Source organism: Phaeobacter sp. JH20_02, assembly GCF_048056915.1.
Classification (GTDB): domain Bacteria; phylum Pseudomonadota; class Alphaproteobacteria; order Rhodobacterales; family Rhodobacteraceae; genus Phaeobacter; species Phaeobacter bryozoorum.
Map to the genome: position 1 here is coordinate 31883 of NZ_JAYMVP010000014.1, position 21637 is coordinate 53519.

At 63.4% G+C, this 21637-nt stretch carries 19 protein-coding genes and 2 pseudogenes; 19 read left to right on the forward strand and 2 right to left on the reverse strand.

Features of this window, described 5'->3' with window-relative positions; genetic code table 11:
- Positions 1-131: 131 nt before the first annotated feature.
- Positions 132-452: an H-NS family nucleoid-associated regulatory protein gene (locus tag VWY34_RS03820; RefSeq protein ID WP_416535727.1), complete on the reverse strand. Its 321-nt coding sequence runs from the start codon at positions 450-452 to the stop codon at positions 132-134.
- 428 nt (positions 453-880) lie between these two features.
- On the opposite strand from VWY34_RS03820, the gene VWY34_RS03825 reads away from it, so the two are divergent.
- From VWY34_RS03825 to VWY34_RS03905, 17 genes and pseudogenes are all read left to right on the forward strand, one after another.
- Positions 881-1285: a single-stranded DNA-binding protein gene (locus VWY34_RS03825; protein WP_111550034.1), complete on the forward strand. Its 405-nt coding sequence runs from the start codon at positions 881-883 to the stop codon at positions 1283-1285.
- Positions 1286-1565: 280 nt separating this feature from the next.
- Positions 1566-3668 carry an ATP-dependent nuclease gene (locus tag VWY34_RS03830; RefSeq protein ID WP_416535728.1) on the forward strand — a complete coding sequence of 701 codons (2103 nt, stop codon included), beginning with the start codon at positions 1566-1568 and terminating at the stop codon, positions 3666-3668.
- Positions 3669-3845: 177 nt separating this feature from the next.
- The gene (locus tag VWY34_RS03835; protein ID WP_068242602.1) at positions 3846-5045 is read left to right on the forward strand and encodes a hypothetical protein; all 1200 of its coding nucleotides are present in this window, start codon (positions 3846-3848) and stop codon (positions 5043-5045) included.
- 125 nt (positions 5046-5170) lie between these two features.
- Positions 5171-5611 (forward strand): JAB domain-containing protein, encoded by a 441-nt coding sequence (locus tag VWY34_RS03840; protein WP_068242599.1) that lies wholly within the window; start codon positions 5171-5173, stop codon positions 5609-5611.
- Between the two features lie 109 nt (positions 5612-5720).
- Complete coding sequence (locus tag VWY34_RS03845) at positions 5721-6239, forward strand: DNA repair protein RadC (protein ID WP_416548814.1); 519 nt, start codon at positions 5721-5723, stop codon at positions 6237-6239.
- A 103-nt stretch (positions 6240-6342) separates the two neighbouring features.
- Entirely contained in the window at positions 6343-6834 is a 492-nt protein-coding gene (locus tag VWY34_RS03850; RefSeq protein ID WP_416548816.1) for a DUF6878 family protein, read from the forward strand.
- A gap of 10 nt (positions 6835-6844) precedes the next feature.
- A pseudogene (locus VWY34_RS03855) lies at positions 6845-6988 on the forward strand (DUF6915 family protein); the annotation flags it as partial.
- Positions 6989-7183: 195 nt separating this feature from the next.
- On the forward strand, positions 7184-8605 hold the full coding sequence (locus VWY34_RS03860; RefSeq protein ID WP_416548818.1) for a tyrosine-type recombinase/integrase: 1422 nt from the start codon (positions 7184-7186) through the stop codon (positions 8603-8605).
- A gap of 140 nt (positions 8606-8745) precedes the next feature.
- On the forward strand, positions 8746-10428 hold the full coding sequence (locus VWY34_RS03865; RefSeq protein ID WP_416548820.1) for a hypothetical protein: 1683 nt from the start codon (positions 8746-8748) through the stop codon (positions 10426-10428).
- Positions 10425-12572: a hypothetical protein gene (locus tag VWY34_RS03870; RefSeq protein WP_416548822.1), complete on the forward strand. Its 2148-nt coding sequence runs from the start codon at positions 10425-10427 to the stop codon at positions 12570-12572. Before VWY34_RS03865 ends, VWY34_RS03870 begins: the two co-directional genes overlap by 4 nt.
- Positions 12569-13006: a hypothetical protein gene (locus VWY34_RS03875; protein ID WP_416548824.1), complete on the forward strand. Its 438-nt coding sequence runs from the start codon at positions 12569-12571 to the stop codon at positions 13004-13006. Before VWY34_RS03870 ends, VWY34_RS03875 begins: the two co-directional genes overlap by 4 nt.
- Positions 13007-13162: 156 nt before the next feature.
- A pseudogene (locus tag VWY34_RS03880) lies at positions 13163-13402 on the forward strand (DUF6915 family protein); the annotation flags it as partial.
- Between the two features lies 1 nt (position 13403).
- On the forward strand, positions 13404-13601 hold the full coding sequence (locus VWY34_RS03885) for a hypothetical protein (protein ID WP_127109533.1): 198 nt from the start codon (positions 13404-13406) through the stop codon (positions 13599-13601).
- 76 nt (positions 13602-13677) lie between these two features.
- Entirely contained in the window at positions 13678-14097 is a 420-nt protein-coding gene (locus VWY34_RS03890; protein ID WP_416548826.1) for a hypothetical protein, read from the forward strand.
- Positions 14090-14734, forward strand: coding sequence for an antitoxin of toxin-antitoxin stability system (locus VWY34_RS03895; RefSeq protein ID WP_416551705.1), 645 nt, complete (start codon positions 14090-14092; stop codon positions 14732-14734). The genes VWY34_RS03890 and VWY34_RS03895 overlap by 8 nt, the downstream gene beginning before the upstream one ends.
- A gap of 41 nt (positions 14735-14775) precedes the next feature.
- On the forward strand, positions 14776-15066 hold the full coding sequence (locus tag VWY34_RS03900; RefSeq protein WP_416558529.1) for a type II toxin-antitoxin system prevent-host-death family antitoxin: 291 nt from the start codon (positions 14776-14778) through the stop codon (positions 15064-15066).
- Complete coding sequence (locus tag VWY34_RS03905) at positions 15059-15475, forward strand: hypothetical protein (protein ID WP_416548830.1); 417 nt, start codon at positions 15059-15061, stop codon at positions 15473-15475. Before VWY34_RS03900 ends, VWY34_RS03905 begins: the two co-directional genes overlap by 8 nt.
- Positions 15476-15503: 28 nt before the next feature.
- Here the strand turns inward: VWY34_RS03905 and VWY34_RS03910 are convergent, their stop codons facing one another.
- Positions 15504-15800 carry a hypothetical protein gene (locus VWY34_RS03910; RefSeq protein WP_416535736.1) on the reverse strand — a complete coding sequence of 99 codons (297 nt, stop codon included), beginning with the start codon at positions 15798-15800 and terminating at the stop codon, positions 15504-15506.
- A 176-nt stretch (positions 15801-15976) separates the two neighbouring features.
- Between VWY34_RS03910 and VWY34_RS03915 the strand changes: the two genes are divergently transcribed.
- Both VWY34_RS03915 and VWY34_RS03920 read left to right on the forward strand, forming a co-directional pair.
- Positions 15977-20356 carry a strawberry notch-like NTP hydrolase domain-containing protein gene (locus VWY34_RS03915; RefSeq protein ID WP_416548832.1) on the forward strand — a complete coding sequence of 1460 codons (4380 nt, stop codon included), beginning with the start codon at positions 15977-15979 and terminating at the stop codon, positions 20354-20356.
- 3 nt (positions 20357-20359) lie between these two features.
- A complete protein-coding gene (locus VWY34_RS03920) occupies positions 20360-21391 on the forward strand; it encodes a toprim domain-containing protein (RefSeq protein ID WP_416548834.1) in 1032 nt (343 codons plus the stop codon).
- The last annotated feature ends 246 nt before the right edge of the window (positions 21392-21637 follow it).

A 21637-nucleotide genomic window follows, 5' to 3' on the forward strand; every position in this document is an offset into this window, starting at 1 on the left:
GCTTTTAAAAGAAGTCGGGTCAGCGGGTCCAATTTAGCACGTTCAGCGAATGACCGCTTCGACGGGCGGCACCACAGTACCTGGCTGGGTCGACCAGCGGCAGCTTAGGGTCGATCGCGTAGGTCAGGCCTTTAACTGACGGCGAGGTCGCTCGCGGTCTTTCCCGCTTCCAGTGCTTCCACGAACCACTGCGGTTTGCGCCCTCGGCCGGACCAGGTGAGTGCCGGGTTTTCAGGGTGCCGGTATTTCGCCACGACAGGCGCTCGCAAGGATTTCGTTTTGGTGCCCACGAGTTCGGCAAGGGAGTAGCCCAGATCCAGTGCGACTGCTTCCACCTTGGCGCGGGCTTCCGCCTTCTGCCGATCCTCGAACGTGGAGATGGCCTTGGCGACGTCCTTCTTCATTTTGTTTAGCTCGCTGAGCGACAGTGCCTCGAGATCGTAATCAGCCATTGGTGCGGTCCGTGTCCTGAATGATCCGGTATCGATAGCCCGTCGATGCAAGGCGCCGCAACTCCCGGAAGGCTGGGGCAGGGGTGGCCGAAGCTGTTGATCGCCGTTTCGTCGCCAGGGAGGTGCTGAATTGGGGGTCAGGCTGTCCCGATTGGCAGGATGACAGGGTCTGGCATGGGCTCCTCGCGCATCTCTGTCTTCTGGTCCATCCCTTCGACTGACAATCCCCTAACCCCGTTCGGTCTCCTGCGCGCAACCCCGCGTCAGCCCGGGCCGTGTTGGCCGCCTGTGGCGTCCTGCCCGCTCCACCCCGGTCCTCTGGGGGTTTCCGGCGTCCGTTCCGTTCACCGTGCACGCGTCACCCGACGGGCTTTTTCCGGGTCTTGTCGAAGGGACGGTCCCAAAGACAGGAAACACAGGAGCTAATCATGCAGAACATCGTCATCCTCGCCGGCAACATCGGTCAAAAACCCGAAACCCGCACCACCCAGGGCGGCACCAACATCACCAACTTCAGCCTCGCCACCTCTCGCCCCCGCCTCTCGGAAGGTCGCGTCCTGCGCGACGAGAACGGCTACCGGGTCATGGACACCGAGTGGCACCGCATCACCTGCTTCAACGGTCTCGGCAAGACGGTCGCCGAGCATTGCGAAAAGGGCATGAAGGTCCTCGTCCACGGCCGCATCCACTACACCAAGTGGATCGACAGCATGGGGAACGACCGCTACGGCTGCGAGATCATCGCCGAAAAGGTCGACTTCCTGAGCCGCCCGAAGTCGGCCGAGAACGAAAACCCCGAGCTGGTCGACCGCGACGACGAGATCCCGTTCTGAGGAACGGGGTCTCCCCCTTGGGCCCGGCGGGTTAGACCGCCGGGTTTGACTGATTGCCGCAAGGCGGCTCGGAGTCCATCTTCCTGATGCTCCACCATGCGAAAATTCCCTCGAACTGCAGCGTGCCGACACTGGACATGACGGGGATAGATCATTCAATCCTTCAAGCGACTCCGGTCCTTTCTAGCTCTCATTCTTGTTGTTGATGTCAGTACATGGTGTTGCATTGCTTTGCAGCAACACAACCAGTAGTATTGCGCCTGATTAGGAGTGCTCGCAGATGAAATTGTCCAGGTTCAGAGTTTCCAATTTCCGGTCCGTGTCCGACAGCGGTTGGCTTGAAGCCGACGACGTGACAGCGCTGATTGGGGTCAACGAGTCTGGCAAGACGAACTTGCTGCTGCCACTTTGGAAGCTAAAGCCTGCCCAAGACGGTGAGATTCAACCGACGTCCGATTATCCGAAAACGATGTTCGGAGAAATCCGCAACGCGCCGGGCGATTACCATTTCATCGAAGCCGAGTTTGATACCGGTGCATCCGGCGCTGCCATCGCGCAAGCCGCTGGTATTTCGGCTGAGATTGCTAAGACGGTCCGCGTCACGCGCTTCTTCGACGGTCACTACGACATCGAATTTCCAAAGCACCAACGGATCACCACCGTTACGCGTGAGTGGCTCGCGGGCAAGCTAACGGGGGCCGCAGGCACAGTTGAAGCGGCGCAGGCTCTCAAGAAAGAAGCCGAGCTGCAGCCTCAGTTGGTTCAAGGCCTCAGGGCCACCTCCGACGCGCTGCCCGAAACGGAGAACCTTGGAGCGGTTCAGTTGCGCGCGGCCATCAAGGCAGTCGATGCGCTAATACCCGAAGAGCCCGCAGAGACCAGCGTTATTGTCCCGATGGTCAGGCAACTATCGTCAGAACTAGGCGACCAGCTCCGCGTGCTGATGACACCGCCACCAGGCCGTGTCGAAGGCGCTGAAGCAGTAGTCGTGAACGCAATCCCGCCATTTGTCTATTACTCCAACTATGGCAACCTCGATTCAGAAATCTACCTGCCGCATGTCGTTGAGAACCTCGTGCGGCAGGATTTGGGGGCGAAAGAAGCCGCAAAGGCGAGAACGCTGCGGGTGCTGTTCAGCTTCGTGCAGTTGGAGGCAAAGGAAATCCTAGAACTCGGACGTGACTTCAAAGAGGTGAATGGCCAGAACCGAGAGCCAACCGCGGATGAGATTGCCGCAATCGCGGAGCAGAAACGGACGCGCTCAATCTTGCTGCAATCTGCGGGCGCAACTCTGACCACTCGTTTTCGGGATTGGTGGAAGCAAGGCGATTACCGCTTCCGTTTTGAGGCGGACGGAAATCACTTTCGTATTTGGGTTGCTGACGACCGGCGTCCGACTGAGGTAGAGCTTGAGAACCGAAGCACGGGTTTGCAGTGGTTCCTGAGTTTCTATCTCGTCTTCCTTGTCGAAAGCCGAGGCGACCACAAAAAGGCGGTGCTGCTCCTCGACGAACCGGGCGTGTCGCTGCACCCGCTTGCCCAACGTGACCTCTCTGCGTTCTTTGAAAGTCTGTCCCAGACCAACCAGATCATCTATACATCGCACTCACCCTTCTTGGTCGATGCGGATCGACTTGAGAGGGCTCGGAAAGTCTATGTAGCGGCGGACGGCACCACCAAGGCAACACCAAACCTGCGGCATAGCGAAGGCCGGGATGAGCAGGCGGGCGCGGCGTATGCCGTCCATTCTGCACTGAACCTGAGCGTCGCTGAGAGCCTACTTGTTGGTTGTCGGCCCGTGCTGGTCGAAGGCCCGTCGGATCAGCATTACCTGACTGCAATCAAGGCTCTCTTGGTCTCCGGCGCGAAAATTACGCCCAAACGAGAATTGGTCTTCCCACCCTCTGGCGGAACGAAGACAGCGCGGGTAGTGGCCAGCATCCTCACTGGTCGCGACGAAGTGCTGCCGATGATGCTGCTCGACGACGATGGACCTGGCCGACAGATGCGCGCCAACTTGGCTCAGGGTTTGTATGCGGAAAGCCCGGACAAGGTGCTTAGCGTCGCAGCCCATGTTGGCTACGAGCGTGCCGAGATTGAAGACCTGATACCATTCGACATCATCGCCGACGAACTGGACCGAATGGAACGCGAACCTGACGTCAGGTTCGCGGACGTTGTGCAGGCAGGCCTGCCAATTGTGGGCCAGATCGAAGCCTGGGCACAGGCGCAGGGCGTGCAACTTGACGAACATTGGAAAGTGCCGCTGTCGATCAAGGTCAAACAAAGGATGCTGACACGGGGATTGAACGCGATCCCGCCGCACGTGGTGGAGAGGTGGGTCGGGTTGTTCGAGGCATTCTCGCCGCAAGACGCACCATAGTGGCACCTGAAGGCGCGCGAGGAAAGCGCAAATAAGCTACGTTCGGTTCGAAACAACATGAACACCAGCTTGGTCCCGCATTGCTCGACTTTTGAAGAGTGAGAGACGTGCCGGTTTCCCGGTGACGGGTTGAGGGCTGGGAGAGTGGCTCCCGGCGCCCGTCGCGGGAGATAGCCGATGGGCGTTGTAGAAGTTCTGGATCCGGTCGCACCGGCGAGGGCTGGTGGCTGGAAGGTGGACGTGAGCCGGGGTGAGCGGAACGGGCGGGTGTCGTCCGAATGGTTCAACCGGCCCGATGACGAGCGGTATCTGTCGCTCGATGATCTCTGGGCCAATGTGAAAGGCCGGTCGGAGCGCAGCCGCAGCCGTGTGGTGCAGACCGCTGACATCCGTGTCGAGGCCGCGCGCGACAACCCCGAGCGGTTGCACCTGATGCTGCCAAAGGCGCAAGAACCGGTCGCGCCCACGCATTGGGCGTTCGGCCAGCTTGCCAGCATCGTCGGCGCCCCGGCCTCCTATCTGCGGCAATTGCCCGCGCCGTTGGCGGGGATCAACCTGCAATATGGTCTGACCAACCACCGCGCCGAACAGGTGAAGACTTTTGAGACCGAAGATGGCCGCAAAGAACTGCGCGCCGTGACCGGCCCCGATTACGGCCGCATCCACGATTTCGAGCTGGTCGAGGCGGTGCAGCGCATCGCGGGCAATGGCACCGGCGACACGCGCTGGAAGGTGCCGGGCGTGCTCGATTGGTCGACCGGGGTCTACAACCCCGATGTCGAGATCAGCCGCGACACGACCACGCTCTATGCCTCGGACCGCGACGTCTTCCTGTTCCTGGTCGACGATCGCAACCCGATCGAAGCGGGCAAGCTACCGGACGGCTCCCCCGATCTCTACTTCCGCGGCTTCTACTGCTGGAACTCCGAAGTTGGTGCCAAGACCCTCGGCATGGCGAGCTTTTACCTGCGGGCGGTGTGTCAAAACAGGAATCTGTGGGGCGTCGAGGATTTCCAGGAGATCCGCATCCGCCATTCGAAATACGCCGCTTCCCGCTTTGCCCATGAGGCGGCCCCGGCGCTGACGCGCTTCGCCAATTCCTCGCCGCAGGGCTTCGTGAACGGCATCAAGGCAGCGCGGCAGCAGATCGTAGCGCGCAGCGACGAGGATCGCGCGGATTTCCTGCGCAAGCGGGGCTTCTCGAAGGCGGAGTCCGGGAAGATCATCGAGAAAGTGCTGATGGAAGAGGGCCGCCCGCCCGAGAGTATTTTCGACTTCGTGCAGGGCATCACGCGGCTTGCGCGCGACAAGACCCAGCAGGATGCCCGCCTCGACATGGAGGGGCGCGCCAAGAAGCTCCTCGACCGGGTCGGCTGACGCCGGGCTCGACAACGCGACCGCCTGCATCGGCGGCGGTCGCGCTTTCCCCTTCCAAATGCATGCCACTGGCCCCGCCCGAGAGGGCAGGGGGGCTTCGGCCTGCGCATTTCAGCGAGACCCCCATGACCCCCCAGGAAGAAACCATCGTCCTCGAGGCCCGCGATATCCTCGGCCGTTACCTTAGCCAGAACCCGGTCATCGGGAGCTGGCAGGCGTTGATGGACTATTGCGCTCTGACCGTCCGAGGTCCCATCGAGCGATTCCATGTCCTCTATCTCGACCGCAAGAACCGCATCATCGCCGATGAGCTTTTGTCGACCGGCACAGTCGATCATGTCCCTGTCTATCCGCGCGAGGTGATCAAGCGGGCGCTGATGCTGAACGCCAGCGCCCTGATCCTGATCCACAATCACCCGTCGGGCGATCCGACGCCGTCCGAGGCCGATCTCAGCATGACCAAGGAGATCCAGAAGGGCTGCAAGTATCTCGGCCTGACGCTGCATGACCACATCATCGTCGGTGCCGGAACGGAGCTGAGCCTGCGGGCCCTCGGCAAGCTCTGATCGTGGCACCAGACTTGCTACCGTCGCCCCTTCGAGCAAGAGGGCGGCGGTTTGGTCTTTGACGGATGAGGCGGGGAGAGTGGCTTCCCGCGCAGTTGGAGATATTGCCATGTTTGACCTTCCCCTGCCGCTCCAACCGAGCCCGCGCCCGATGGGTCCTGTCCCAAATGGCCCGACTGTCGCTTCTGATCCCAGCCTGCCTTTCGCGCTGACGCGGATGCACCGGACGCCGGCAGCCCTGATGTCGGGCACCGCTGCCCCCGTGGTCGTTGAGCGTTTTGCGACGCTGGCCGATGCCATGCAGGGGGCGTTCGAACTTGCGGAGGACAACGGCCTCAATCCAGCGCCGCAGCTTCTGGCCATCCTTGATTGCGACCAGCGCCTGGTTCTTGCCGGGGCCGCCAGTCATGGCGCTGTGGCTTGGTGCCACCCCGTCGCCAATGCTCTTGAGGCGCGGGCCGTCGTGACCGAGGCGGTTCAACTTCGCGCCCAGGCTGGCCGCGCTATTGATTGGCACGAGCCCGAATTGGCGCAGTGGCTGCGTCACCGTGCTGATCTGCTGGATGCCCGCCTTGTCGACCCGCTCTGGCGCGCCTTTGCTGCCCGCGCGCTTCAGATCGCGGCGTGACGCCCGAGAGACAGAGGAGGGATGGGAAGGGTTTGAGCCTTCGGGGGGCAGAGGAGTCCGCCACCCGGGGGGTCTGACCTGTCCTCACCGAACGGAGATATCCATGACCCAGACTGAACCCACTCTGGCAGCACCACTGCGGCCTTCCACCGTCGATTTCGGGGCGATCCTTGCCGCGCATGCCGAACGCACCGCCCGGACCCTCGCCCTGCGCCCGGGCAACAAAGATCGTCTCTTCGATGGCCTCATGGCCGCCGGCATCACCCATGTCACCGTGACCTTCGACGGTTCCGGTGACAGCGGCCAGATCGAAAGCATCGAGGCGTGGTCCGGCAAGACCGCCGTTGAATTCCCCGCGACCGAGATCGACTACGCCGCTCTGACCTGGGACGACCCTGAGGTCGAAATACGGCAGCTCTCGCTGGAGGATGTCGTCGAGCAGCTCACCTACGACTTCCTCTCCGACACCCATGGCGGTTGGGAAAACAACGACGGCGCGTGGGGTGAGTTCTGCTTCGACGCGTCCGCACGCTGCATCCATCTCGAGTTCAACGAGCGCTTCACCTCGTCCGAACTCTACACGCACGATTTCTGAGGGGGCGACGATGGCACATCCCTACCACCACGCCCTGTCCTCAGTGAAGAAATGGGGCGGCACGGTCGATGATTTCATCGCCGTGCATACCTGGTTCGACCAGAGCAAGGAGATCACCGCCGATTTTCGGCACCGGGCCCTGCGGCACCATGCCTTATCCTGACTCTATGGAAGCGTCTTATTCCTGTGCATGGCGCGGGTTATGCGGAACTTTGGGATTGAGAGATGAGCCAGCCCCGGCCCGCTCTCCATCAAAAGGGCCGTAGGGACGGGGCTGGCGGCGTTTCGGTTTGAGCGCGACTGGAGTCGCGGGCGTCGTTTGCTGGACGCGAACGCCTTTGGAGGATGGATGGTGCAGCTGTATTTCACCGACGGATCGGCGCTGCGCGCGCCAGTTTCGGTCGAAGGCGTTCCGGTCGATCTTTCCGTGTCCCTCACCGAGGCCGCTGGCAGGATCGGCCTGATGGATGGCATGCCGTTCTTTCTGGATCGGAACGGAAGCTACTTGCATGAAGTGAACCGGTTCTTTCGCGCCTGTCAGACCATGGGGGTTCGTTCGCGGCACAGTTTGCGCGCTTACGCCCATGACATCTTCGTCTGGATGCGCTTTCTGGAAGAACGGCGTGGTGGCAAGCAGCTTTGGCGTGCCGATTACAACGATGTCATCGCGTTTCACCATGCACGGCGTTTGTCGGATGCACCGTTCCGGATTTCGGCATCCAGCTGGAACAGGGCGATCGCGGCGCTCGACAAATTGTATCGGTGGGCGCTCGAAGAGGGCCTGATCGCATCCTCCCCGTTTCGTTACGACCTGTCCTTTCGTCATGGGCAAGGGCGTGGAGCGCCCAAGGTCGTCGAGGGTAACAGGGCGCGGGAACGTGCCGCACGCCCGCATGACATGCAATTCGTCGATATCGGCCGCTACCTCGCGTTCCGGGATATCGGCCTGAGAGGAAGATTGCCGGACGGGTCCGAGGACCCAGCCTGGCGCGGCCGCAATGGCGAGCGGAATGCCGTCTTCGCGGAACTGCTCGTAACAACGGGGATGCGCCTCGGTGAGGCTGGCAGCCTGATCATCGACGAACTGCCTCGGTTGACGTCGGACAGCCCGCGGATACTTCTTTTCGATCTTCCGAGCGCGATCACCAAGGGCGAACGCCCGCGCCGCATCCGGTTGCCGCGCCGTGTGCTCAAGCTGATCGGGGATTATTGCGATATCGAGCGCCACGTTGCCGCCGCCAAGGCGTCGCCTCCTCCGGTCGTCCCCCTCGTATTGTCACCCGATGGCCGCAGCGCCATCGATGGCAGTGGCCGGCGCATCGCGCTGACCAAGCTCCGGCCACAAGACCGCCAACGGCTGCTGCGATCGCCTGATGGGATGCCTGAACACGCATCGCTTTGGCTCACTGAGCGTGGTCAACCCGTGTCGTCCGGAACCTGGGAGGTTGCTTTTCGCAGGGCAAGCCAGCGATGCCAGGCCTTCGGTCTCGATATTACTGTCACGCCGCACATGTTGAGGCACACCTTTGCGGTCAACATGTTGTCGATGCTGATACGCGAACAGGTGGGCAGGATCTTCAACCCGACCGATGCGCATGGTGCTGCCTATCGCCAGATGCTTGGCGATCCGCTCCGCCATCTCCAACACCTCCTCGGCCACGCGAACATCACCAGCACCTACATCTATCTCGACAGCCTTGCCGAGGCGCAGGAACTCGTCGATGCGGCGGCGGATCGCTGGACCGACGAACTCATGGCGGACGAACAATGACCGGCAGAGCCCGCGTCTCACAGCCCCGCCCGGGACGGAGGGCAAGCTTTCCCGAACACCTTCCAGATCCCGGCCCCGCTGCGGCCATTGCCATCGCCGCGGGCCGTTTCGAGATTACCCTGGCCGGACGGACCGCGACGATGGACCTAACGCGTTTGCCGGGTCGTGCTTCGCTTGCGCGTTCCTTCACGCAAGCACTCTGGCAGGCGTGTCAGGTCGGTGGCCCGGCGGGCACTGTCCGCACCGCCATGTCGCTGGCAGAGGCTGTCCATCGGTTCTGGCGCTATCTCGATGCGACAGGCTCATCCGTGCATGCGCTTGCCGATATGGATGTCACCACCATCGAAGGCTTCGACGCCTGGATGGATGAGCGCGGGCAGCATCCCAACCATCGCCGCCACCAGATGGGAGATGTAGTGATGCTGCTGCGATTGGCGGATGCGGGAGAACGGGGCCGCCTTTCCGAGGCCGCTTCCCGCCGGTTGCTCTATGTCAGCACGCGCCCAGGTGTTCCACCGCGCCCGCGTGATGCCTACAGCGACAGTGTCCGGGCGGCCTTGAAGGCGGCCGCGCGTACCGACGTCGCGGCGATCGTCGAGCGATTCCGGTCGGCGCTTGCGCAGGAGTGCAAGACACGCATCGACCGGTTGGAGATGGACGCCTTCGCGGAGATCGACCGTGTCGGTTTCATTACCGTCAAGAACGACCTTTTTCGTCAACTCTACGGGGCACGGAACTATGCGGGGATTTCGAATGAGGGGCTGAGCGACAGGATGCATGGCACGCGGCATCTGCTCCTCGGCGATCTGATTGCTCTGTTCGTTCTGCTGTCGCTGGAGACCGGTCTCGAGATCGAGGCGATCAAGACCCTGCGCGCTGATTGCCTCAAGAACCCCTCCAGCGGCTATGTCGAGATCGATTATTGCAAGCGCCGCGCACGTCATGCCGAGTGGAAGCGGCTCCGGGTTCGGGATGGCGGCTCAGGTACCCCGGGCGGCCTGCTGCGCCTGGCAATTCAGTGGACCGCGACCGCGCGCGGTCATCTCAAGAGCGAGCAGCTTTTCACGTATTACTGCCGCGGCCGCCTGACCGATGTCGTTCTGCCGATGCAATCCGCTAGAAAGGTCTGGGTCAAACATCACGGGTTGCAGGATGATGACGGGAAGCCGTTGAAGCTCTGCCTCTCGCGTTTGCGCAAGACCCACAAGTCTGCGTGGTATCGCAAGACCGGCGGTCAGCTGCGCCGGTTTGCGGTTGGACATACCGTCGAGGTTGCCGCGAACCACTATGGGGACATTCCCGCCTTGCGGCCGATCCACGAAGCTACCATCGCCGAGGCGCTGATGGACGCTGTCGAAGATGCCTTGCAACCTACCGTGCTGACCCCGGAGGCCGAGGCCAAAGTCTTGGCAGCTCCGTCTTCGGCACAGCCCGGTTTTCCGGAGGGCTTGGCGACCGATGTTCCGGCAATGCTGGCAGGCGAACAGGATGTATGGCTGGCAAGCTGTTCCGGCTTCTACAGCAGCCCTTTCGCCACGTCGGGAGAGGCCTGCCCGGTGCCGTTCTGGGGCTGCCTCGAATGCCGCAACGGCGTCATCACCACCCGCAAGCTTCCCGCGCTGATGGCGTTTCTGGATTTCGTCGTGGACCAGCGCAAGGTTTTGTCCGAAGCAGATTGGCAGGCGAAGTTCGGGAGGGCCCACCACAGGATCGTCGCGCAGATATTGCCGCAGTTCTCTGAGCCCGATCTCGCCGCCGCGCGTGCCCTCGCAGCCAGTCAATCGGCACAGATCTACCTTCCCCCGGAGGCGGGTCTCGCATGAGAGCAAATCCAGACTTCGCGACCGCAAGGCCATCGCTGCCATCGGCAATCCATCCCGACGACACCGACATCCTCGCAGGCAGACCGCTCAGACCGGGATCGGAGCGGTCGATGCTGTCCCGCTTCGGCGACGATGTCTGGGATCTCAGTCCGGCGATGTTTCGCGCCAACGCGCGTCCGGCCGCGTTTCGTGTGGATTTCGGGGCCATTGCAGACCCCGCGCTTCGACGGCTCGCCAAGGAGTATATGCTTGCCCGCCTTCAGGCGCCGCTGCGCAGCTACCGGGGCCCGTGCGGCCCCTCGACCGCCAAGGGCACATTGCTGTTCCTGCGCCATTTCGGAGAGTTCCTGCACGATCGTATCGGTTCCGTCGAACTGGCGCGCGTCGACCAGCAAGTGCTGGACGCGTATCTGGCGCATCTGGGGGCAGACGGCGCACGTTCATCGCAACAGATCCGCCTCTATGTCGATGTCCCCATCGACCTCCATCATTTCGGGCCATGGGTGACCGGGGGCGGCATTCCCTTCCTGCCTTGGGGTGGGCGCACAGCAAGCAATGTCAGCGGTCGGAGCCGGACGAGCTCAGAGAACACCACGCCGCGCATCCCCGAACCGGTCATCGGCGCGTTGCTCCACTGGTCGATGCGATACGTCGATGTCTTCGCCCCGGATATCATCGCGGCGCACGAAGAACTGGATCGCCTTGAAGCCCGTGCTGCCCAGATCATTGCCGAGGATGCGCGCCAGACCCGCCACGAACGGTTTCGCTACCGTCTTCGTACCTGGCTCGAGGTCCGACGGGTGGAAGGGCGGGGCGTGCCAATCTGGGAGCGCCGTCCAAACACCACCCGCGGTGTCCCCGATGTTAAGGAAGGCAACGCGTATAATTTCAGGCTGATGTGCCTTCAGATCGGCTGTCCTCAAACGGGGAACCTCAGTAGTTCCACCGCGACCGTGAGGATGCTGGACCAGATGGCGGGTGAGATGGGAACCGAGGTTGGCGGCATGGATACCCCGATCAGCCTCGATCCCGATACCTGCCTGCCCTGGCGGGAGCGTTTCGACACGGACAGCCTGCCGCATGAAGAACGAATGCTGCAGGCGGCCTGCTACATCGTCTGCGCCTATCTGACCGGAATGCGCGACAGCGAGTTGCAGGACATGGAACCGGGCTGCGTTTCGGTTGAACGCAGTGCCGACAACCTGATAGAGCGCTATCGTGTGCGGAGCACCGTCTACAAGCATCGCGAGGCGGCGGGTGTTTCCGCCGACTGGATCACCATCGCGCCGGTCGCCCGTGCCGTCGAGGCCATGGAAGCCCTGTCGCGTGGAGCGCGCGGCGACCGTGATCTTCGATCCCTCTGGGTCTCGCTGAAGCCATGGGACTGGACCGCGGACTACCTGGCAGCGCAGGCGTCGCCGATCATCGAGATGTTTCGAGACGGTCTGGATGCAAAGGTCGCAAACCCGCCCGCAATTCCACATGTAGATGGGCGCGCATGGCATCTCAGCACCCGGCAGTTCCGGCGCACCATCGCATGGTACATCGCGAACCGCCCCTTCGGCGTGATCGCTGGCAAGATCCAGTACAAGCACGCCTCCGTGGCGATGTTCGAGGGCTATGCCGGCGCGCCGCATGGCGATTTTCGCCGGGCAGTCGAGCAGGAACGGGCGCTTGGTCAATTGGACGATGTCGTCGCCTATTATGAGGCCTACCTGCAGGGTGACGAGCCCGGCGGACCGGCATCGTCCCGCCTCAAGCAGGAGTTCGACCACGTTCGGGACACCCTCGGTGATCTGCCCGGGCGCATCCTCGATCAGAAGCGCCTGAGAACGATGCTGGCGCATCTTGGAAAGACGCTGCATGTCGGATTTCTGAACGATTGCTTCTTTGAGCCCGCCAGCGCCCTCTGCCTGCGGCCCGACGACAAGCCGGTGGCCCCGGTGATTTCGCGCTGCAGCCCGGACCGCTGCCCCAATTCCTGTCTGACCACGCGTCATGTTGCGCCCTGGCAGGCTTCGATCGAAGAGGGTGAGCGCCTCCTGCAGGGCAACACCCTGTCAGCGGTTCAGAAGGTCGCAATCACACAGGACAATGATCGAAAGCGCCGGCTGATCGCTCATCTGGAGGACCCAAAGGTATGACACGGCCCGTCAGTCAGAAGACCGAAGTCGCCTTGCGCGCCGCCATGATGCGACTGCTCGAAGGAACCTCCGTCCATACCGACGGGCGCCTCACCGTCGCCAATCTCGCGCGCGAGGCCGGTGTCAGCCGGGCAACGGCCAACCGGGCTACCGCCGTTCTTGCGGAGTTTCGTGCGGCGGAGGCGCGGTTCCGGTCGGGATCTGTCGCGGGCTTGAAGGAGCGTATCCGCGAACTTGAAGCCGAGCTGCGGGCCGCACGCGGTGGCGAGATGGCCGAGCTGCGCGCGACCGTCAAAACCCTGGCGCAACAAATCCAGATCCTCGCGCTGCAGGGTGAAGAACAACGCCGCCTGATCGCGGTTCTTGAAGAGCAGATCGTGCGGGCTGACCCGAAAGTCCTGCCGTTCAGGCCGCCGTCCCAGGGCGGCACCTGAGGTCACGATCAGAAAGAGAAAGAGGTGAGCTGGGTGGGGGTGAAACAGGGATAAGAAGAGAGGGAGCCCCCATGAACTGTCTCACCCATGCCACTCGGGAAAACCCCAATGATGGCAAGAAGTTTTCAAAAAGAGACAACTTGACTGTCCAGATAACATGCCGAGGGCATATTCATGGCCGAGACGATCTTCGGCCAGACCCTCACGCTCTCGACCGGGCGCATCATCCCGACCCGATGGGTTGGCGAACAACATGTGAAAGAGGATCTCGGCTTCATCCCGGGCTTTGCCGATTGGGTGAAGGCCATCAGGCCCGAACCCTGGATGGGCCGGTCCGAGCGGATCGAGGCGCAGGTCGATCCGCATCTCGCCTCGCCCGTGGTCGAGGTCAGCTGACATGACTGATCCCGCATACTTGCGCCTCGGTCTGCCGCCGACGGCATCGCCCCAGACAGTTCTGCGCGCGGCGGTCCGAGCGCTGCACCCCGACACGCGCGCCGTGCGCAGCTTCCGGACGGCGCGCAAGCGCTTCTACCGGCAGATGCTCTGCGCGCATGCCGCGCGGCAGGCATCGGGCGACAATCCGACCGGCTGATCGCTTCCAACCAACCCTTCATCCCAATCCAGGGCCCGGCCCCAAGGCCCGGGTTTCTCAATCTCAGGAGGTTCCCATGGCGGATTACTTCACCCATTTCTCATGCCTGATCGACGTTGGCACGCCCGACAAGGCCGCCCGCGCGCTCGCGCTGTTTCATGACCTGCGCGCCGCGGATCAGGACGCCGATGACCCGGAGGTCTCAGGCTTCACTCTTGCGCGCCAGGACGCGCCCGAGGGCAGCACGCTCTGGATCCATGACGACGAGCACGGCGATGTCGAGGCGGTCATCCACTTCGTGCTGCGCCTTGCGGAAGACCTCGACCTCACAGGTCTATGGGGGTTCCAGTACGCGCTGACCTGTTCCCGGCCTCGCCTCGACGCCTTCGGCGGCGGCGCGCATATCATCGATCTCGGTGCCCGCAAATCCATCGGCTGGACCAGCACGCAAGAATGGCTGGCCGCCGCGCTGAACGGGGAGGACGTCGATGCCTGAGGTGATTTGCACAACAGTCTACCAGTTCCCTGAACTCTCCGACATCGCCAAGGAAAAGGCGCGCAGCTGGTATCGCGAGCTTGGGCCTCACGACGATTGGTGGGACGCGGTCTATGAGGATTTCGAGCGTATCTGCGAGATCCTCGGAATCCGCCTGAAGACCACGCCCATGCGCCTGATGGGCGGCGGGACTCGGGCCAAGCCCTGCATCTGGTTCTCAGGCTTCTGGAGCCAGGGCGACGGGGCTTGCTTCGAAGGTTACTGGTCCCACTCCAAGGGCGCGGCCGCGCGCATCCGGGACTACGCCCCGACGGACGCGACGCTGCATGGCATAGCCGACTGGCTGCAGGCCATCCAGCGGCGGAATTTCTACCAGCTCGCTGCCGAGGTCAGCCACCGCGGTCGCTACTACCACGAATACATCATGTCCGTGGACGTCACCCGCGACAGCCCGACCTGGCAGCCGCCCACCGAGGACGCAGAAGAGACCGTGACCGAGGCGATCCGCGATCTCGCCCGCTGGCTCTACCGCCAGCTTGAGGCTGAATACGACCACCTGACCTCGGATGAGTCCGTTGAGGACGGCATCATCGCCAATGAATACACCTTCACCGAAGCAGGGCGGCGGTTCGGATGACACATGGGCGGGCGCAACCCATCTCTTGCAGAATATCCAGAATGTATGTATATTCTGCACAAATGGAGACCTCGATCATGCATGATCTTCCCGAGTTCAAGGCGGCCGACCTGACGCGGCACACAAGTGACCTGTTTGACGCGGCCATTCGGTCGCCGATCGCGATCACCAAACATCGCAAGCCGAAATTCGTGCTGATGAGCATGGATCAGTACCAGCAGCTCACCCGGGGGGCCACGCAACAGGCTCATATGGTTGACGAGATGCCCGAGGATCTCAAGTCGCTGATGATAGAAGGGCTCGAGCGGGACTTGACGCAGGCGGATGACTAAGCCGAGTGCTGGAGAGGTTTTCCGCTACCCGTTCCTGTGGAAACGCGAACAGATGGCGGGTGAGACCGAGGGCCGCAAGACGCGGCCTGTCTGTATCGCCGTCACTGTCGCCAAGTCCGATAGCGAGACCGTGGTATTCATCCTGCCGATCACGACGCAGCCGCCCTTGCCCTCGCGCAAGTTTATCGAGGTGCCACAGATCGAGTCGCAGCGCGTGGGGCTGGAAACCCATGTTCGCAAGTGGGTCATGCTGGACGAGATCAACACCGATATTCTGGAGCGGTCCTATGTCTGGGAGGATCGCACGCCCATTGGCACGTTCAGTTCCGTCTTCACATCCAGGATCCAGTCCAGCCTGATCGCGCTTGCCAGATCGGGCGGGGCATCGGTTGTTGATCGGCTGAAGTAATCTCGATCACCGCAGGGTCTGCCCAGCTTCACTTGTTCCCGTCGATCCACTTCGACATCAGCCCCTTGTCGCGAAAACACTCATCCGGAACGGCGCGGCGCTTGATGCGGGCGAGGCGCTCGGCAAATGCGACCTGCTTTGATGTCGGGCGGCTGTCCTGCGCTGTCGCGGATGTGAGCTTGGCTTGTGCGTCGATCCAGGCGCTCAAGGAGCGCCGATCTTGCTGAACCTCCCACGGCAGAAGCGTCTGGTTGCGCAGGGCCAGCGCGCGCGCATAGGCGATCTGCTTTGGCGTCGCGGGCAGGACGTAAGTGGTGCTTTCCATCGGGGTTCTCCCTTCCTAGCTTGGTTCGTAAAATAGAACATAACAGGAACAAAATCAAGCCACCCGCGAAAATCATGAGGTTTGAGAGAAAGAGGAGGGCCGGGGAAGGTCAGGCCTGAGGGTGCTCGAAAGAGGGTGTCCGGGCCTGATCCTGTTCCTCATTCCGGAGTTTCCCGATGACCCATCTCGCCCCCTTTGCGACCGAGCGCGCCCTTGCGCCTGTCGCCCCTATCCCGTCCCTCGATACGGCCGCTGCGATCTTGAGCGTGGCCGAAGCGCTGCAGACTGATCTGGCGCAGGGTTTCCAGATCGATGCGCTGCGCCTGCGCGTTGAGATGGAGCGCGCCTTTGGTGGCTCCGATGCGACCGGCGCCTGGGACTGGAAGCTGGCCTATGAGGCGGGCGAGGCAGCGCTGGTCTTGTTCCTGCGGAAGTTTGGCCGTGCGCTGTTGGCACGTGCCGGCTCGCCTGCGGCACTCCTGCCCATCCTCGCCAAGGTGGCGGGCCTTTTGCCCACGCACACCCGGCGGTCCGAGGAGATGGAGCGGTTCCAGCAGTTCTCGACGCCGCTGCCTATGGGGCTGGCGGCACTGGCTGCGGCGCAGATCACCGCGCATGATCTGGTGCTGGAACCATCGGCCGGAACAGGCCTTCTGGCGATCCTCGCGGAAATCGCGGGCGGCAGCCTCGCGCTGAACGAGCTTGCCGACACCCGCGCTGATCTCCTCCACCGCCTGTTTCCGGGCCGGCCGGTCACGGGCTTTGACGCAGCGCAGATCGACGATCATCTCGACGCGGATCTGCGCCCAAGCGTCATCCTGATGAACCCGCCCTTCTCGGCGGTTGCCAATGTCGATGGCCGCACCACCGAGGCGACGGCGCGGCATCTGCGCTCGGCGCTTGCGCGTCTGGCCCCCGGCGGACGGCTGGTCGCCATCACGGGTGCCGGCTTTACGCCCGACGCCCCCGCCTGGGCCGAGACCTTCGCTCGCCTGACCGAGTCCGCGCATCTGGTCTTCACCGGCGCTGTGTCTGGTGCTGCCTTCGCCAAACACGGCACCAGCTTCGAGACGCGGATTTCGGTCTTCGACAAATGTCGTGGTGGCGAGGCGGGCGGCATCACCGCCGATCTGGCGCGCCCGATTTCGCCTGATGTCGCCAGCCTGCTCTCGCTGATCGCTGCCCACGTCCCCCCGCGCCTCGTGCTGGCGCAGGTCGCACCAGCCGGGCAGGGCCGCACTTTCCTCTTCCCGGGAAATCCTGCCCGCACCACGCGCACGGCCATCAGCACATCGCGCGCCGCGCCAGCAACACCCGCCACCACCACCGCTGCGCCGACTGCCGCCGCCGACCTCGCTTACAGCCTGCGCGATGCAACCGAGGATGATACCAGCGCGCGCCTGTCGGATGCCATTTATGAGACCTTCCGGCTGCAGGCGATCGACATCCCCAGAGCGGAACCGCACCCGACCAAGCTTGTGCAATCTGCGGCCATGGCTTCGGTCGCGCCCCCGAAACCCAGCTACCGGCCCAAGCTTCCAACCGCTATCCTGCGCGATGGCCTTCTGTCCGACGCGCAGCTTGAGACCGTGATCTACGCGGGCGAGGCGCATGGCGCGTATCTTGCCGGGTCTTGGACTGTCGATGAAACCGGCGACATGGTCTCGGCCGCGCCGGACGATGCCGCGGACGCCGTCAGCTTCCGCCGTGGCTTCTTCCTTGGCGATGGCACCGGTGCGGGCAAGGGCCGCCAGTCGGCCGGGATCCTGCTCGACAACTGGGCCCAGGGTCGGCGTAGAGCGCTCTGGATCTCCAAAAGCAACAAGCTGCTGGAGGATGCGCAGCGCGATTGGTCGGCCCTTGGGCAGGAACGCTTGCTGGTGACGCCACTGTCGCGCTTTGCGCAAGGCAAAGACATCCCGCTGACCGAAGGCATTCTGTTCACTACCTATGCCACGCTGCGCTCCGAGGAGCGGGGCGCAAAAAAGTCCCGCGTCGACCAGATCGTCGACTGGCTGGGGGCAGATTTCGACGGGGTGATCCTGTTTGACGAAAGCCATGCCATGGCGAATGCGGCAGGATCGAAAGGCGAGCGCGGCGATGTCACGGCCTCGCAGCAGGGCAGGGCGGGTCTGCGCCTTCAGCACAGGTTGCCCAATGCCCGCGTGGTCTATGTCTCGGCCACGGGCGCGACCTCGGTCCATAACCTCGCCTATGCGCAGCGCCTCGGTCTTTGGGGCGGCGAGGACTTTCCGTTCGCGACGCGCGCGGAATTCGTCGAGGCCATCGAGGCGGGCGGTGTCGCGGCAATGGAGGTCCTCGCCCGCGACCTGCGGTCCCTTGGCCTCTACACCGCCCGGTCGCTTTCCTACGATGGCGTCGAATACGAGCTGCTCGAGCACGCGCTGACGCCGGAGCAGCGTGGCATCTACGATGCCTATGCCGGAGCCTTCGCCATCATCCACAACAACCTGGCCGCCGCGATGGAAGCGGCCAATATCACGGGTGAGAACGGCACGCTGAACCGCCAAGCCAAGTCCGCTGCCCGATCCGCCTTCGAATCCGCCAAGCAGCGCTTCTTCGGCCATCTGCTAACCTCCATGAAAACCCCGACCCTGATCGCTGCCATCGACGCCGATCTCGCCGCAGGCCACGCGGCCGTCATCCAGATCGTCTCGACAGGCGAGGCGCTGATGGAGCGCCGCCTGTCGGACATCCCCCCGGGCGAGTGGAACGATGTGCGGGTGGATATCACGCCAAGAGAGGCTTGCCTGGACTACCTCGCCCATTCCTTCCCGGTGCAGCTCTATGAGCCGTTCACCGATAGCGAAGGCAACCTCTCCTCGCGGCCCGTCACGCGCGACGGCCAGCAGGTGGAATGTCGCGAAGCTGCGCGCAGGCGCGACGCGCTGATCGAGCATCTGGCCTCGCTGCCGCCGGTGCCCGGCGCGCTGGATCAAATCGTCCAGCGCTTCGGCACCGATCTGGTGGCGGAAGTGACAGGCCGCTCGCGCCGCATCGTGCGCAAGGGCGAAGGGCATGCCGCGCGCCTCGTGGTCGAAAGCCGGGCCGGCTCGGCCAATCTCGCGGAAACCGCCGCCTTCATGGATGACCAGAAGCGCATCCTGATCTTCTCGGATGCCGGCGGCACGGGGCGCAGCTATCACGCTGATCTCAGGGCAAAGAACCAGCGCCTGCGGGTGCATTACCTTCTGGAACCCGGCTGGAAGGCAGACGCCGCCATCCAGGGATTGGGCCGCACAAACCGGACCAATCAGGCGCAACCACCGCTGTTCCGACCAGTCGCCACGGATGTGAAGGCGGAGAAGCGGTTTCTCTCGACCATCGCGCGTCGCCTCGACACGCTCGGGGCGATCACGCGCGGCCAGCGTCAAACCGGCGGGCAGGGGCTGTTCCGGCCCGAGGACAATCTGGAGTCTCCCTATGCCCGCGATGCCTTGCGCCAGCTTTACCGCCGCATCTATCGCGGCGATGTCGCGGGGTGCTCACTTGGCGCTTTCGAGGATGCCACAGGTCTCAGCCTGACCGATGACAATGGTCTGAAGGATGATCTGCCCCCGATCACGACCTTCCTCAATCGCCTGCTGGCGCTGACGATCGACATGCAGGCCGTGCTCTTCGCGGCCTTCGAGGAACTCCTCGACCAGCGAATCGAGGGGGCCATCGCGGCCGGGGTCTATGACCTCGGGCTCGAGACGCTGCGCGCCGAGAGCTTTCAGGTGACGGACGCACGGGTGATCTACACCCATCCCGGCTCCGGCGCGGAAACCCAACTCCTCACCATCGCGGAGAAACGGCGGAACACGCCGACTACGCTGGCGGATGCGCTCGACTGGCTCGACGACCCCAAGGCACGCCTGCTGGTGAACAGCCGCTCGGGTCGGTCTGCCGTGCAGGTGCCCGCCACCAGTCTAATGATGGACGATGGCACCATCGAACCCCGCCTGCGGCTGATCCGCCCGCTGGAGGCGAGCACGGTTCCGGCCAAGATCATGGACGACACCCATTGGCTGGAAGCCGACCGCACGGCCTTCGCCGCCGCCTGGACGGCAGAACTGGCCGAGGTGCCGGAGTTCTCGGAAACCACCCTGCATATTGTGGCGGGGCTGCTGCTGCCGATCTGGAAGCAACTGCCGCAGGATGAGACCCGCGTCTACCGACTGCAAACCGACGATGGCCAGCGCATCATCGGTCGCCGCGTTTCGCCGTCGTGGGTCGCGACCACGCTGGCCGCTGACGCGCCGCAGCTGACAGCTGCGCAGGTCCATGCCCTTGTTCTGGAGGGCAAGACTGTGGTGCGGCTGGCCGAGGGGATGGAGTTGCACCGGTCCCGCGTCATGGGGGTGAACCGGATCGAACTGTCGGGCTTTTTGGGTGCCGCCAAGGACCGGCTGAAGGCAGATGGGTTCTTCTCGGAGATCATCGCCTGGAAGCTGCGGCTCTTCTGCCCAGCAGACTCCAGCGGCATCGCAGTGCTTGATCGTCTGCTTGCACGTTGTCCCGTGACAGGACTACATGCGCGTGGAGGGTGCTGAGCCATGTATTCCGAGACCGAAGATGTGATCCGCGCACTCGCGGAGAATGCAGAGAGCGTGTGTCGCGCCTACCTTCCCGCCGGACGGCGGGAAGGGTCCTACTGGATCGTGGGCGACCTGCAGAACAACCCCGGCCGGTCGCTCTTCGTGCGGCTGAACGGGCCTGCGTCTGGGCCGGGTGCTGCCGGCAAGTTTACCGATGGCGCCACGGGCGAGCATGGCGATCTTCTGGACATCATCCGCGAGCGGACTGGGATCTCCCGCTTTCCCGATCTTCTCACTGAGGCCCGAGCGCATCTTGGCCGTCCCCAGCCGGTCCTCCCGAATACGCCAGTGCCGAAGAAGCCCAAAGCCCCCGGTGGCACACGAGCCGCGGCGGCGCGGCTCTTTGCAGCCTCTATGCCAGTCGCAGGCACGCTTGCCGACACTTACCTTCGCGCCCGGGGCATCACCCAAGGCGGCACGATGAGCGCGCTGCGCTTCCACCCGACGTGCTGGCATCGGGATGAGGGCCAGACCAAGAGCATTCCCCGACCAGCATTGATCGCTGCGGTCACCGATGGGGCAGGGGCCCTGCAGGGTGTGCATCGGACTTGGCTGGCGCACGACGGGAAGGGCAAGGCGGCGGTCAAAACGCAGCGGCGTGCCATGGGTCACCTCCTCGGCAATGCTGTCAGGCTGACCCCGCATGACGACATCCTCGTGATCGGCGAGGGCATTGAGACCATGCTGTCCCTGTTCGAGGCAGTGCCGGGCCTTCCCGTCTGGGCGGCGCTGTCGTCGGGTCACCTCGGGGCCGTCCTTCTGCCAGAGGGATTGCAGCGCCTCTACATCGCGATCGACCGCGATCCGGCCGGGCAACGCGCGGCAGAGAGGTTGAGCGCCAGAGCCACAGAGGTCGGGATTGGGTGCCATGTGCTCGAGCCACAACTCGGGGATTTCAACGATGATCTCCGGGCGACCGGCAAAGAGGCGCTGCGCCAGCATCTGGCAGGGCAGATCGGGCTTGAGGATCGCCAACGCCTGTTGGGCTGAGCCGCATCGCGCAGAGGGTGGTCAGGGGTTGAGGGAGTAGGGGTCCTGCAGTCCTGTCGCGGGTTTGGATCATCACCTTTGCCTCTTCCCGGGTAAATCTCATCCACCCGACACCCGAGCGGCCTTCAAGAGATGGGCAGGCGGCCGTCAAAGGGGACGCCCCATCAAGGGCGGCAAGCAAGCTATTTCCGCCGCGGGGGACGAGCCCCCGCTTTGCATCGCGAAACAAATAGCTTGCCTGCCGCC